Below are 15,430 nucleotides of genomic sequence, written 5' to 3' on the forward strand. Positions count from 1 at the left end.
TTTGTATGAATAAATGGTTGTTGTTCTTTTCAGTGTTATTGATTTTTACAAACATAAATGTGTCTGCTAAAAATGAGCCTTCTGTATCTATTAGTGTTGATAAAGACATGATTTTAAAAGATGGAGGAGTGGCAATTGTAACTGTTCAACTTAGTGAGAATTTTAAGGGGAAAGCTCCTGTTGTGGAATTGAAGTATGAAACGAATGGAACAGGAGCTATGAATTATGACTTTACTATGTCACCGGCAATATATTATAAGAAATTTGGTAAAAATGAAACTTCTTTCTCTTTTGCAATTACGGGGATTTATCAGCAATGGGGTTCTTCTAAAGTGGATCTAAATATAACTCTTTACAATATAAAAAATGCAACTCCTTCTGGGGCGATGACTCTTACGGTTAATATCAATGATGTTATTGATGATGTGCCTCCGGTTTTTCAAAATCCCCAAACAGATATTACAGTTAATGCATCAGGAAGTAATTGTGGTGAGATTGTTAATTATGATATTCCACAAGCTATTGATAATTTTCCTGCTTTTTCAGGAACTCTTCCTGGATACACCTATTTAGGAGAACTGTATAATCATACTTATTACTATTCAAATACTAGTGAAAAAGCCACTACAGCAATGCAAAATGCTATTAATAGCGGAGGGCATTTAGTTACAATTACCAGTCAAGCCGAGAATGATTTTATAGATAGTAAAGTTGGAGATATATGGATTGGTTTGACTGATGCGGCAGCTGAAGGAACATTTGTTTGGTGTAATGGAGAGGCTGTTAGCTATACGAATTGGAATAGTGGGGAGCCTAATAATTCTGGAAATGAGGATTACACTCAAATGTATAGCAATGGTAAGTGGAATGATATTCCAGATACTTATTGGAAGCGTTATGTTGTTGAATTTGAAGGTGCTTTAGTTACTCAGACGGGTGGTTTGCCATCTGGGTCATTGTTTCCGGTTGGGACTACAGTTAATACATTTACTGCGACAGATAATGCGGGCAATGCAGCAACACATAGTTTTAATGTTACAGTTGCTGATGTTACACCTCCAAAAATCTCACAATTGCAGGCCGATTATTATGATGGGAAAAATTTCGATACGTTCATGGAAACTTTGCCCGTTGATGAAATAAATTATTCATGGGGATCTGGTGCACCAGAATCTTCGTTGGTAGGAAATGATAATTTTTCAATTCGCTTTCAAGGTAGTATTCAAGCTGTTCAGGCAGGAACTTATACATTTTATACTACTTCTGATGATGGTGTGCGACTTTGGGTTGCGGGTCAGCAGGTGATTAATAATTGGACAAACCATAGCCCTACTGTTAATTCAGGAACTATATCTTTATCTGCAGGACAAATTGTTCCGATCGTGCTCGAGTTTTATGAACAAGGTGGAGGAGCAGTTATTAAATTAGAGTGGCAGGGGCCAGGTGTTTCTCGACAATTTGTAAAAAGTAATAGTACTGGAACTTGTCAGGATATTACATTGGATCTTAGTGTAGCCGGGGGCTTGTATAATTTAACCGCAGATGAGGTTGATCCTGGTTATTCAGATGAATGTGGTATTGCTTCCAGAAGTTTGAGTAAGAGTGTTTTTACTTGTGATGATGCTGGAAGCAATTCAGTAACTTTTACGGTTGTTGATGTTAATGGCAATTCCTCGGAATGTATAATAGACGTTATTGTGACTGGTGTGCCGGATATTAGCTTGCCTGTTATTGGCGATACGAAGTGTATTGGTGATGGTGCGCAACTTACTATACAAGGAAGCGAAGGTGGCGTTGTGTATTCCGCCTATAAAGGAGGAGTCCAAATTGGGAGTTCTGTTCCAGGTAATGGTGCTGATGTTAGTATTAATATACCTACATTAGGTTTTTCTGTTGGCGATAATTTGATCAACATTAAAGCAGTGAGTGCTGTGTGTGAAGCGAACCTGACTAATACGGGGATTATTGTAATTTATCAAAGTCCAAATCCAGTTGGGATTTATCATGAGTAAATTGATAGGAGGAATTTGGTTTTAACGAAAAATTAAACAAAATTTCTTTTTCATCGTACTAGTATCAATTAAGAATAATTAATTATTTTTGGCTTTGATTATTTGTTTGCCAGATGATTCTGAAATATTAATATATGGATAATTCTACACCTTACACTTTTTTAAAACACTTTCTGCTTTTAATTATATTTTGCTGTTGGCAGAGTGGTTCTCTCTCGGCGCAGACTTATTGTTCTTCCTATGGTAATGTAATATATAATACAGGAATCACCTTAGTCAATATCAATTCAATTAATAATTCGACAGGCAAATCAACAGGTTATTCTGATTATACGTCTCAATCAACAAATTTGATAATTGGAGATTCATATAACTTAAGTGTGAATGTAAATACTGACGGGAACTACATGATTTATGCTCGCGCTTGGATTGACTGGAATCAGGATGGTGATTTTAATGATTCTGGAGAAGAGTTTAATTTAGGAAGAGCTAAGAATAAATCAAATGGATCTACAAGCAATTCACCTTATACTATAACAGTCCCTTCAGGTGCTTCGCTAGGACTTACAAGATTACGTATTTCTGCAAACTACAATTCTTACCCTGATGAGTGTGATGTTGATTTTGATGGTGAAGTAGAAGATTACTCATTAAATGTAATTTCCAGTGGTGCTATTCCAGTAGCTATTTGTCAGAATGTAAGCGTTCAGCTTGATGCCTTTGGAAATGCAAGCATAACTCCAGCAAATATAAATAATGGAAGTAATGATGTTGAGACAGCCAGTGCCGATTTACTATTAAGCTTGGATAAAAGTACTTTTGATTGTTCGAACTTAGGTGTTAATGCGGTAACCCTTACTGTTGAAGATGAAGATGGGAATCAATCAAATTGTACTGCGAATGTTACAATTGAAGATAATTTAGCTCCATCCTTATTGAATTTAATTGCAGAATATTATAATGGAATAGCCTTTGATGAACTGAAGTACTCAGAATCTGTGACAGAGATTAATACCAATTGGGGTAATGGCTCTCCAAATACAGCTCTTCTTGGGAATGATAATTTTTCAATCCGCTATAGTGGAAGTTTTGTTGTTCCTGAAACTGGAGATTATACTTTTTATACAAATTCAGATGATGGAGTGCGCTTAGTTATTGATGGTTCGAATGTTATTAATAACTGGACAAATCATGGGCCAACCGTCAATAGTGGTACTAAGAATTTATCCAAGGGAGAACACACAATCACTCTGGAATATTTTGAAAATGGAGGGGGAGCAGTTATTGAATTAGAATGGGAGTCTACTGATGCAGAAATAGCACGTGAGGTGTTCTCTAAATCATCTATTGCTGATCATACAACTGTCGAAATTACATTGGTACTTAATGAATCGGGGGCAGCCACTCTAAATGCAATAGATGTAGATCCTGGTTTTATTGATGCCTGTGGGGTGACGTCTAGAAGTCTAAGTAAATCAAGTTTCTCAAGTGCAGATATTGGAGTTAATACTGTAGTGCTTACGGTTGAAGATGCTGGTGGAAATTCTACAAGCTTTAATGTAAAAGTGACTGTTCAGGCTTTTATACCTGAGGTTAGTCTGTCCGTTGATGTAAATTCAATCAATGAGAATGGTGGGAATGCCTTCCTTACAGCCACATTAAGTGGAGTTGCTTCTACTGATGTTTTGGTTGACCTCGCTATGTCTGGTGTTGCTTCAGCTTCAGATTATTCAATATCTAAACCTCAGATTAAAATTCTAAAGGGAAATTTAACGGGCAGTGTAACGTTAAGTTCCGTTGATGATGCAGACGTTGAAGGGAATGAAAGTTTGAATGTTAGTATTTCTAATGTTACGGGAGGAACTGAAAATGGGACTCAGATGGTGATGATTACTATTGTTGATGATGATCTGCCTTCGACAGATCCCATACAGGTTGACCGACAAAGTCCTGAAAATGGATATTCTCCTAATGAATTAGTTCAGAATGTTTTAGTGAATGGTTGTTTGGTTGCAAATAATGTAACATATGGAGGGGATGCTAATCTAGGTATAGGATATTTTAATGCAGGAACTTCAGATTTTCCTCTTTCATCCGGGATTATACTTTCAACAGGAAATGTTCAGTCTGCTGAAGGCCCAAATAATAGTACTGGTGTAAGTTCAAATATTGGAGGTGCAACCGTTGATGAAGATGTTACCAGATTGACTGGTAGTCCAAATGATGTTCAGATTTTGGAATTTGATTTTATTCCAGCTGGTGATAAGCTTGAGTTCAGGTATATATTTGCTTCTGAGGAATATCCGGAATATGCCTGCGGATCATACAATGATGTTTTTGGATTTATTATAAGTGGACCTGGAATTTCAGGACCATTTTTAAATGGAGGAAAGAATATTGCCTTACTTCCAGGGAGTTCGAATTTTGTGTCAATTAACAATGTTAATAATAGTGGTTGTGGTAGTTCAACTTATTACGTTGATGGAACAGGAGGATTTGCAACCCAGTTTGATGGACGAACTACTGTATTGACCGCTAATGCCGATGTTCTTCCTTGTCAAACCTATCATATCCGATTGATTATTGCAGATGTTGCGGATGATAAATTTAATTCTGCAGTATTTCTTGAGGCTGAAAGTTTTAAATCTAACGAAGTTGTGATTCAAAATGGAATAGGCATTGAGAATGATGTTGATATTATGTATGAAGGTTGTAGTAATAGTTATATCAAATTTGTTCGGTTAGAGAACTTAGATGAAGAAATGAAATTTGATTTAAATATTTCAGGAACTGCCGAAAATGGTGTTGATTACATTTATGTAGATCAATTTGGAAATCAGATTGGAGATGGTAAATTGCCAAGTTCGGTTACTATACCTTCGGGAATTTCTGAGGTCGTTTATTACTACAAAGCATTATCTGATACGGGAATTGAAGGTGATGAAGAGTTGCGTCTCTCTTTTCTAAAAAGTTGTCCCTGTTCAGCACCGGATTACTATGAAAAGGTTGTGACCATTATTGATGTACCCGAAATACAAGCTTCTCCAACAAGTTTGGTTTCTTGCATGGGAGCTACACCTGTTGCTACAATAACAGTTGATTTGAAGAATGGTTTGGATCCGGCAGATTATCAATATAGTATAGATGGAGGAGCTTTTCAGGATGACAATGTTTTTACACTAAATAATCCGCAGGTAGGAGCAGTTTATACGGTTACGGTTCAAGATAGATTTGCTTGTCGTTCTGAAGATTTTGATGTCACTATTCCATCGGCAACTCCTATAGCTGCGGAAGCCGGCTCTTCAAAATCTATTTGTGAAGGAAAAACAGTGAAGTTGGATGGAAGTGGTGGTATTTATTACGAATGGTCATGTTCTCCTGCGTCAGGAGAAACATATCTGAGTAATATAAATGCTCCAAATCCTACTGTAGCAAATACTATTCCTTTTGGAACATATACATATACATTAACTGTTAAGGAGTCATCATCAGCTTCAGCTTCTTGTATTGATACCGATTTTATGGTTCTTACGGTGAATGAAAATTCACATTTTACGATCGCTTCAGATAAAACAGAATATTGTAGTGGAGAGGTTATTAGCTTGTCCTCACTAGTTTCAAATGGAGGTGGCGGTGATTCTTATTCCTGGACTCCCGTTGCTGGTATTGTTAATCCTACTGCAGCAAATACAAGTGCAATTTATAATACCGCGGTTTTAAGTGCTAAAGATTTTTCATTAACAGTTACAAAATCAAATGGTTGTAAAAATACGGAGTATATATCTGGAGTGTTAGTAAATCCACATCCGGTTGTGTCTCTTAACCCATCAAGTAATCTTTGTTCAGATGGAAGTAATGGTTTATTAAATGTAGATGTATCAGGAGGAACACCTTTTGGTTCTAGTCCCCTTTATAATTATTCGTGGAGTCATGATGGAAGTCTTAATTCACCCAATGCAACAGGACTTAATTCAGGTAGTTATTCTGTTACAGTAACTGATTCTAAATCATGTACCGAAGTTGGAAGTTACATTATAGGGACTGAACCTGCCCCTAAGGGAATATATCACGAATAGATACTAATATTGCGATGTTATTTAAATTGCAAATAAATAGTGCGTGGTAGATATTGAATTAAGAATGGTGTAGGGCGTCTGTTTTTATAAAATTAGACTAATGGCATTAAAACTTTGATTAATGAAAGATATTTTTAGGTTAAACAAAAATAAGTTACATAAAACAATGCTTAAGTCTGTGTTTTGCAGCTTGTTGTTGAAAAATTAAACAAATAATAAGCTGTTTATTATAAATAAAACACAACACTTTTTAACAATTGCCGTATCAGTGATTAGTTATAAGAAAAAATGATTTATTTTGTTGCCTAATATATAATTTCCACTATAAAACAGAACGCTTGACGAAACTTTTACACATAAAAATTTTCATACTGGTTATTCTGATTACTTTGGCAAAAGTTGATCTTTATGCTCAGACAGTATTATCTCCTGCGGAAGATGTGTGTGCTGGTGAGTTAAAGCAATATAAGGTTGAAGGAAGTGCTGGATCTACAATTTATTGGTCTGTTGAAGGAGGTACCGTTTACAATGGTGGTTCTCCTGTTGTTGATCAGGATTTGGTGACACCTGGGTTTCAGTATAGTGAGCTTATTGTTTCTGGTGAAAGTTTAATTGGAATATTGTGGAATGTTACTGCAGGAGATTATTTGGTTCGAGCTTATGAAGAAACAGCTGGTTCGTGTGTTTCTGCTAATATGGATTTGACTGTTACCGTAAGTAATTTACCGGATCAAAGTCTTACACTTAATAATCCTTCTGTTTGTCCTGGAGGAACAGCAACAATTACTATTACTAATAGTGAATCAGGAATTAACTATCAACTACGTTTAGATAGTGATGATAGTAATGTTGGGAGCGCTGTTGCAGGAACAGGCGGGAACATTACATTTGATGTTAATCCGTTGGTAACTACTGTTTATAATGTATACGCAGAAAATTTAGTTTCTACATGTGGTGTTGAGCTTGATAATAAAAGTACAGTAACAGTTCAGGATGTAATTGATCCTGTTGCAGTTTGTAAAGATATAACGATTCAGTTAGATGCAAGTGGTAAAGCTAGCATAACAGCAGCACAAATAGATAATGGATCAAGCGATAACTGTGGTATAGCATCAATGTCATTATCAAAAACAGATTTTAATTGTGATGATGTTTCTACTAATCAGGTTGTAGCCTCAAGTAATGGTTATTCTGTTAATATAAAAGTATGGCCTATTTCTGTTAATCCTGTTGGCACTACTTGTGATTATGGATATAATTATACCGTAACACTTGGGTATGATATAAGGTTCTCAGGTTCAGGTATTCCAGCAGGGTTGTATACCCTACAAGGAACTTTGGGTTGTGGTGGTTTTTTTAGTTTGCCTAACGGTGGTGGAAGTGGAACAGTCGAGACAGCAAATGCTTGGAGGGGTGATTCTGATTGCGCAACAATTACACCAGAGATTTTGGGTTGTACTGATGCTAATATAGTAATTGATGGACCAGGTATTCCTAATCAAAATATATCTTTACCATTATCATCTCCTAATGCTGTTGAACTGACAGTTGTAGATAATTCAGGGAATACCTCAACATGTAGTGCAAATGTATTTGTTGAAGATAATGTAGCACCAACAGCGATATGTAAGGATATTACAATTCAATTGGATGCAACAGGAAATGCAAGTATTGTAGCCAGTGATATTGATGGTGGATCAAGTGATGCCTGTGGAATATTAAGCATGACTGCAAGTATGACCTCATTCACTGTAGCTAATGTTGGAGAAAATACGGTAACATTAACAGTAACTGATAATCATGCAAATGTTTCTACTTGTGATGCAATAGTAACCGTAGTAGATGATGTATTGCCAACTGCAATCTGTCAAGATATCACAATTCAGTTAGATGCAACTGGTAATGCCAGTATTACAGCAACACAAATTGATAATGGTAGTTCAGATAATTGTACCGTAACAGCATCTTTAACTTTATCTTTAGATATTACAGACTTCACATGTGCTGATTTAGGTGCAAATACGGTTGTTTTAACTGTTCAGGATGAGGCTGGTAATGTCAATACTTGTAATGCCGTCGTAACAATTAAAGATGTAACTCCTCCGGTGATACCAACACTTTCAGATGTAACTGGTGAGTGTTCAGCAACCGCTGTGGCACCGACAACAACGGATGCCTGTGCTGGAACCATTGCCGGAACCACATCAGATCCATTAACATATTCAACACAGGGAACCCATATAATTACCTGGAGCTTCACTGACGGCAACGGTCAAACCGTAACCGTAAATCAGAATGTAATTATTGATGATGTAACACCTCCAGTTTTGGCAGACTTGTCTGACTTGGCAATAATTGATTGTGCAGAAGATGAAAGTATAATTCCTCAAGTGAAATCATTTACTGGCTTAGGTATACAAGCAACTAGATATTCGGATAATTGCACAACGAGTTTTATGGTTCAATATAGAATTCAATTACCGGATTCTTCATTTGCAAATGCATTTGGTAGTGCAGCAACAGGAGCAACTTCAGTTTCTGATCCATCCGGGTTTGAATTTCCTGAAGGAATCTCAATGATTCATTTTAGAGTATTGGATGCTAGTGGTAATATTTCAAATGTACAAACATATACGGTTACGGTTAATCATAAACCGATACCATCAGGAATAATTTATTAAATTTTAAATATAGTCAACATGAAAACAAATTTTACAAAACTATTAAGCGTATGCTTTTTCCTTTTCTTGGGATACGGTGTCATGGCACAGGATACAAGAAATGTTGGAGAAACTCATACTTACTCTGTAACTGCGGAGAATGGAGCAAATGCTCTATCCTGGACAGTAACAGGAGGAGGAGCACAAGGAACAGCTTGGGATCTTCAGAATGGAACTACTTTAACTGACGCTTCTATTGATATTTTATGGAAGCAAGCAGGAACATACACGTTAACTTTTACCGAGAATGAAGATCATGGTGGTAGTGTGATTTGTTCTACTGTTAAGACTGCAACAGTAACAGTTGGAGATAATTTTGATGTTTCGATCGCTGATGCTGTGTCGGATTGTGCGACTGGTTCTACCGGAAACTCAACTGTAGATTATATCCTGACTAAGACAAATGGTGCTGCTGATTGGACATTCGATTATGCAACTACAGGTTTAACTCCTGAATTGTCTGGAACTGCGGTTGCAGTATCAGGAAATACGTACACTCTAACTTTAACTGTACCTAATTTAGCAGCAGGCGCGGATCAAACTTTTTCAGTTACTATTAGTAATGTAAAAGATAGTTTTGGTAACAGTGATAATACTGTTGGGAATAATGTTACTGGTGACGTAACTATATATGGTGTGCCAAATACAGGAAACATTACATTTTAATTAGTTAAAATAAATCGATATGAAATCTCTTTTAAAACTTTTAATGGTTTTCGTAGGAGTATTATTAATTACTAATACTCAGGCACAAAATACAGGTACTACTCCATATGCTGGATCAACGCATGCATATACTATCTCGAAAAGTAGTATTGCAGGTACAACCTTAGCTTGGTCTGTAACTTCGGGTACTCCAGGAACAGAGTATAACTTTGTTGGAGCAACGGATGGAGTAACTGCTAATGTAGAATGGTTACTTGCTGGTACATACATTTTACAAGTAGTTGAAACAAGAACAGATGTTACTCCGGCTTGTCCTACAACTCGTCAGATTTCTGTAACTGTAACTGCCAATACATTTGATGTTGTTGCTGCTCTAGTTACTTCAGCAACAGATTGTGCTACTGCATTTAATCCGGTTGTGGATGTTACTGCTGATGGCGATAATTCGAATGATGTATTTGGAACAACTACAAGAGAATATACAGTTAGTATGGCTGGTGGCGATTTAACTAAAACATGGTCGTTTGATTATGCAATTAGCGATATTGCAGCATCAGATAAAGTGACAGGTGTTCTTGTTAATGGAGTAGCTGCTTTAACAGGTACAATTAATGTTCCTGCTAATACTACATCTCAAACAATTACTGTTGAATACAATACCAATAAGAATATTGATGGTGTGAATGGACAAGATCCAAATATCTCAATTGCTCTTACAGTTTCTAATGGCAAAGATGAGTTAGGAACTCCTGACAGTAATGCAGCCAATAATGTGGCAACTTATATTGTTAATGCTGTTCCAGCAACTACAGGTATTACAACTGACTAATTAGTAAACTTTGATAAAATTAATATATCATGAAAAGATTATTAAAAATAACTCTGGTTCTTGCAATTTCTTTAATTGCTTTTGGAACATATGCACAGGATGCAACTCATGCGGTAGGTTCTATCCATAAGTTTAAAGTAAATGTGGATGCTAGTAATGTGCATTTGGCAGATCATGTTGGAAATACATATACCTGGGCAGTTTATCAAAACGACGGTACAACACCAGCTGTTAGTGGAACAGATTACTCATTTACAACCACAGGTGCAGGTGTAGATGCGAATACTGTAAACATTCAATGGTTACAAGCTGAAACATATTTTGTAGAGGTTACAGAAGCTAATTTAGCTGGTGCCTGTACAACCTTAAGACGTTTGGAGATTTTGGTTTCAGCTGGTGCACTTGATTTAGCAGTTATTGCTTCTGATAATGCAGGAGCTGTTATTACTGGCGGTTCTTTAACTGATTGTAATAGTGGTAGTGGGGCAACAATAGATAATGCAACGAATGATTTTGGTTCTACAACTCGTTACTTTACTGTTTCAATGGATACTGACGGACAGCCCTGGACAACCGGAGCATGGGGATTTGATTTCACAACTTCAGCAGCATCAACTGTTACTTCATCAGCTGGTGGTACTGTAACTGGTTCCAGCGTAGCCGTAGCATTGGGAACTTCTAAAGTTGTATTGACTGTTGTAACAGCTAATACTCCGGGCGTTTCTCCAGCTAATGATATTAGCTTGAACATGGTTGCTTCAAATGCGTTTATTACAACGGGAGCCGGAAATACAAATGAGCCTGGTACTAATTTAACCAATAATACATCAGAATCGTTTGTTATTACAGCATCACCTGAAACTAGTGTGATTGCTATTGACTAAATATTGTAAAGTTTGTTGACTTACATATAGAATCCTTCCCGGATTTCGGTCCGGGAAGGTAATTCAAACATAAAAAATAGAAAGATTTGTTAAAAGGTGTGCTACATAAGATTCTGATTGTCATTGTCTTTACAGTGATGGCTTTGGCTTCAGCTAAGGCACAGAGTCCGTATGTAATATTGCCTGGAAGTACGCATACACTTACTATTACTAATCATGTTGGGAATACTTATGAATGGAATGTTTATAAGGTGAACAACTGGACAGATCAAAAAGACGCTTTATTGGCGGATAATGATGGATTGGGAGGAGATGATGACTTTTTATTTGTTGGGGGAGAATTTGAAAAAGCTGAAGTTGACATTACCTTTTTAAATGAGGGGAAATATTACGCAATTGTGGAGGAATTTAATTCAGGAACTAATTTTTGTTCTTCTCGAAGAGCTATACCCGTTGAGGTATTTGGCGCTGAAGCCACAATAGTGTTTAAAGATCTAACATCAGAGGATTGTGCTGACTTAGATCCACAATTTGCTACAGAAGTGATAGCAATGTTTAATTCAGGTACTGTGTTACCTGAATCACAATACCCGATTACAGTAAACTATCGCTTAGATGGTGATTCTGCAGATCGAACTGCAATTGTAAATTTTGCAGATAAAATGCTCCAAGTAGCGGGCGTTATTGAAAATGAAATAAATGAAACAATAAATCATATAACCATAATGAGTGCAACCAATAAGTATGGAGGTACTTTAAATGTGGTAACAGGAAAAGAAATCCATATAAGAACAATTAATAAGAAACCAATAATATCGGGCATAAACTTAAATTAAACGACTATGAAACTGACTAAAATATTCGGCTTGCTATTTATTAGCTTAATTGCATTTGCAGGAACTGTTAGTGCACAGGATCAAACTGTAACTATTAACACATCCCATACTTATAATGTTGATCCTGTTACAGGAGTGACTTATACTTGGGCTACAACGGGTGGTACCAGCACTGATCTGGTTGCGCAAACAGGAAATTCTATGACACTGATCTGGGATGTTGCGGGAACATATGATGTAACAGTTTTTGGGACTGATGCAAATGGCTGTTTGACTGAAACAAGAACATCTCAGGTTTTAGTTGTTGGTGCAGCTTCTGTAATGTTTGCTAATTTACCTGCAAATGATGCAGTTGTAAGTTGTTCTCCGTTATCGGGAGGTGCTTTAACAGTTAGCGATTTCGATGTTGTATTCACCGGTGGTGTAGCTCCATTCGAATTGACATATGAGATTACTGCTATAGATAATACAAAAACAACTAAGGTGGTTACAATGGGTACTGCAGGTGACGCAACTCCTTTAACAGGACAATTGTCAATTTCAGATTTTGAAAATTTAACTACCGGTGATCAAACAGTAAGCATTCAATTGATTAGTGCAAAAACTGCTGATAATGGAACTGTTGCTGTTGATACTGATCTTGCTGATAACACAAGAAGTGTTACTGTTCATGGTAAGCCAGTTATTTCAGGTACTATTACACTTAACTAAAGCTTAGTTTAGGAGTTTTATTTAAATAATTAAAAGAATAAAAATTAGATGCTAAAAACCTTACTACATAAAACACTGCTTACTGCAATAGCTATCCTTTTGGGAGGATGGGCTGTTGTGGCACAGCAGTATGTGGTTAAGGGAACAACACTTAATTTTAAGGTGGATGAAGTTGCGGGCTATGCATATCATTGGTCAGTAACGCATTCAACAAGTGGTTCGGTAGCATATCTTGCGTCAAAAACATTTGAGTCGGGAGATTATTCATTCGCCAACGAAGGTGATTATCAGGTGAAAGTATATCCTGAGGATTTAGGAACACACTGTTTTGGTGATCCTTTAATCATGATCGTTGTAGTTGATGGCGCAGCACCAACTGCTGCGTTTGATGATTTGGAAGTTCCTTATGTTTGTTCCGCGAATAATGGCGGAGATGCAAATGGTAAAGTGAATGTTACCGTTAACTATTCGGGTCCTAAGCCATGGACATTTAAAATTTCGGTGGATCGTGCGCCTGCAGTAATGCCTGCCGGAGCAGAAGAGCTGTATGTGAATACTTTTGAGTTCGAACTCGAGATTCCAAATACAACAGGTAAAACACATCGGGCAGAGATCTTGTTGGTTGAAGCTAAAACAGTATCAGGCATTCCTGTAACAGAAGACCTTGCCAATCAAACTTTAGAGGTTGATGTAATGGCTTTACCAAACACTTTGTTTGGTGATTATACTCCTGTAATTCAGGCTGGAACAATACAGTCTTATACTGCAACCATCGAGAAGAATGAAAATTATGAACTTTTTGTACCAAGTGGAGCAACGGTTTTAAATGAAAAGACAACGAAACTAAGTGATAAGTTCCATAGTGAATTAAGTTTTGATGTTCAATGGGGCAATACTACTGGAGATTATCAAATAAAATTGTTGGAACGTACGGCTTTTGATTGTGCCGGAGATACGATATATGCGAATGTTACACTTGTTGAGTCTTTCGTGGTTAGTTTGGGTGGAGATATTCAAATTTGTGAAGGAGAGAGTGCAACTCTAAGTCCAACCATCGACTTTGATGGAACTTATACTTACCTGTGGTCAGATGGATCAACAGGCTCTTCATTATCCGTTACCGAGACGGGAACCTATTCTGTTACAGCAACTGATTCTGAAACAGGCAAATTATCATCGGCAACAGTAAATGTTAATGTGTTAGCTGCTCCGGTTGTTGATTTGGGAGCCGATTACGAATTGGCTGATGCAGAAACAAAGGTGTTGGATGCAGGAAATCCAGGATTAACGTATTCTTGGTCGACTGGTGAAACAAGTCAGACAATAAGTGTGAATAGTAGTGATACATATCGTGTTGATGTAACCAGCTTAAATGGTTGTGTTGGGACTGATGAAATTATTATAAGCAGCACAAGCGATGTATTTGCTATTAATTTGGGTGCAGACAAGAATATTTGTGATGGAGAAGAAGTAATTTTGAATCCGAATCCAACGATATCGCAAAACTATACTTATTTATGGTCTAATGGTGCCGGAACATCTACTCTTACAGTAAGTGAGTCAGGAATGTATTCGGTAACTGTCAGAGATGAGGAGGGTAATGAGAAATCAGATGAAATAGAAGTAATTATACACGCTTTGCCAATTGTTGATTTAGGTGAAGACATTACGTTGTACGATGGTGAAACCACGACTTTAGATGCCGGAAGTTCAGGATCAGGTTTGGTTTACGAATGGAGTACCGGAGAGTCAAGTCAGACAATTACGGTAAGTGAGGAAAATGTATATTCTGTGAAGGTTACAGCTGAATATTCATGTTATAATACAGATGAAATTAGTGTTGTTAGAAAAGACGGTCATAAATTCTCTGTGGATTTAGGAGGTGATATTCAGATTTGTGAGGGCGATAGAGTGTATCTTGAACCAATTATTGATAGAACATTTACTTCTGATCCCATTTATAAATGGATACCTTCAGAGTCAACTGAAAAGGGAATCCTTGTCAATCAATCAGGTAAGTATTGTGTGGATGTATCGGATCCATATGGTAATACTGAAGGAGATTGTATCGAATTAACAGTTAATCCTTCTCCTATTGTTGATCTGGGTGAAGATCTTATTGTTCAAACCGGAGAGAATGTAACTCTTGATGCTGAAAATAGTGGTAGTTTCTATCGTTGGTCAACAGATGATATTTCTCAAACGATAAATGTGAGTCAGGCTGGAGAATATTGGGTTGAAGTTACCAATCAACAGAGTTGTATGGGAAGGGATACCGTAAATGTGGTCTATCCAGAAGGCGATCAATTTGTTGGATTAGCTAGTGGATTCTCTCCAAATGGAGATGGTAAAAATGATGTTCTGTATGTTAGAGGTAACAGTATTGGTTCAATGAATTTGATTATTTATAACCGATTAGGGCATAAAATCTTTCAATCTAACAGACAGGATGTAGGATGGGATGGCACCTATCGTGGAGTAAAACAAGATATGGATGTTTATGTTTTCTTCCTGCAAGTGACCTTCCTTGATGGTAGTTCTGTACAAAAACGCGGAAATGTTACACTACTGTATTAATATGATTGATGAATAAAATAGATTATTACTGTTAAATTTCATCTTATTAATTATATTTACACCAAATAATTTGTCGCAAAAAGATAAATGTAAAATAAGATATTTCGCATTGGGTAATA

At 36.8% G+C, this 15,430-nt stretch carries 9 protein-coding genes; all 9 read left to right on the plus strand.

Annotated features, from left to right (window positions below):
- Positions 1-5 precede the first annotated feature (5 nt).
- The 9 genes from ACKU4N_RS03645 to ACKU4N_RS03685 all read left to right on the plus strand — a co-directional run bounded on the left by ACKU4N_RS03645 (position 6) and on the right by ACKU4N_RS03685 (position 15,311).
- On the plus strand, positions 6-2,012 hold the full coding sequence (locus ACKU4N_RS03645; RefSeq protein WP_321320678.1) for a PA14 domain-containing protein: 2,007 nt from the start codon (positions 6-8) through the stop codon (positions 2,010-2,012).
- A 134-nt stretch (positions 2,013-2,146) separates the two neighbouring features.
- Positions 2,147-6,088, plus strand: coding sequence for a choice-of-anchor L domain-containing protein (locus tag ACKU4N_RS03650; protein ID WP_321320681.1), 3,942 nt, complete (start codon positions 2,147-2,149; stop codon positions 6,086-6,088).
- A gap of 338 nt (positions 6,089-6,426) precedes the next feature.
- Positions 6,427-8,769 carry a hypothetical protein gene (locus tag ACKU4N_RS03655; RefSeq protein ID WP_321320683.1) on the plus strand — a complete coding sequence of 781 codons (2,343 nt, stop codon included), beginning with the start codon at positions 6,427-6,429 and terminating at the stop codon, positions 8,767-8,769.
- Between the two features lie 18 nt (positions 8,770-8,787).
- Positions 8,788-9,474 carry a hypothetical protein gene (locus tag ACKU4N_RS03660; RefSeq protein ID WP_321320685.1) on the plus strand — a complete coding sequence of 229 codons (687 nt, stop codon included), beginning with the start codon at positions 8,788-8,790 and terminating at the stop codon, positions 9,472-9,474.
- Positions 9,475-9,493: 19 nt separating this feature from the next.
- Complete coding sequence (locus tag ACKU4N_RS03665) at positions 9,494-10,303, plus strand: hypothetical protein (protein WP_321320687.1); 810 nt, start codon at positions 9,494-9,496, stop codon at positions 10,301-10,303.
- Positions 10,304-10,332: 29 nt separating this feature from the next.
- Entirely contained in the window at positions 10,333-11,187 is an 855-nt protein-coding gene (locus ACKU4N_RS03670) for a hypothetical protein (RefSeq protein ID WP_321320688.1), read from the plus strand.
- An 86-nt stretch (positions 11,188-11,273) separates the two neighbouring features.
- Positions 11,274-12,023 carry a hypothetical protein gene (locus ACKU4N_RS03675; RefSeq protein ID WP_321320690.1) on the plus strand — a complete coding sequence of 250 codons (750 nt, stop codon included), beginning with the start codon at positions 11,274-11,276 and terminating at the stop codon, positions 12,021-12,023.
- 6 nt (positions 12,024-12,029) lie between these two features.
- Positions 12,030-12,734 (plus strand): PKD domain-containing protein, encoded by a 705-nt coding sequence (locus ACKU4N_RS03680; RefSeq protein ID WP_321320692.1) that lies wholly within the window; start codon positions 12,030-12,032, stop codon positions 12,732-12,734.
- Positions 12,735-12,782: 48 nt separating this feature from the next.
- Complete coding sequence (locus tag ACKU4N_RS03685) at positions 12,783-15,311, plus strand: T9SS type B sorting domain-containing protein (RefSeq protein ID WP_321320694.1); 2,529 nt, start codon at positions 12,783-12,785, stop codon at positions 15,309-15,311.
- Positions 15,312-15,430: the final 119 nt, after the last annotated feature.

Origin of the sequence: Labilibaculum sp. (genome assembly GCF_963664555.1) — a bacterium.
In the GTDB taxonomy this organism is placed as follows: domain Bacteria; phylum Bacteroidota; class Bacteroidia; order Bacteroidales; family Marinifilaceae; genus Labilibaculum.

Excerpts from the sequence above, each read along its gene's own strand:
- ACKU4N_RS03645 (WP_321320678.1), top strand. The coding sequence starts at position 6 with ATGAATAAATGGTTGTTGTTCTTTTCAGTGTTATTGATTTTTACAAAC.
- ACKU4N_RS03650 (WP_321320681.1), top strand. The coding sequence starts at position 2,147 with ATGGATAATTCTACACCTTACACTTTTTTAAAACACTTTCTGCTTTTA.
- ACKU4N_RS03680 (WP_321320692.1), top strand. The coding sequence starts at position 12,030 with ATGAAACTGACTAAAATATTCGGCTTGCTATTTATTAGCTTAATTGCA.
- ACKU4N_RS03670 (WP_321320688.1), top strand. The coding sequence starts at position 10,333 with ATGAAAAGATTATTAAAAATAACTCTGGTTCTTGCAATTTCTTTAATT.
- ACKU4N_RS03685 (WP_321320694.1), top strand. The coding sequence starts at position 12,783 with ATGCTAAAAACCTTACTACATAAAACACTGCTTACTGCAATAGCTATC.
- ACKU4N_RS03665 (WP_321320687.1), top strand. The coding sequence starts at position 9,494 with ATGAAATCTCTTTTAAAACTTTTAATGGTTTTCGTAGGAGTATTATTA.
- ACKU4N_RS03660 (WP_321320685.1), top strand. The coding sequence starts at position 8,788 with ATGAAAACAAATTTTACAAAACTATTAAGCGTATGCTTTTTCCTTTTC.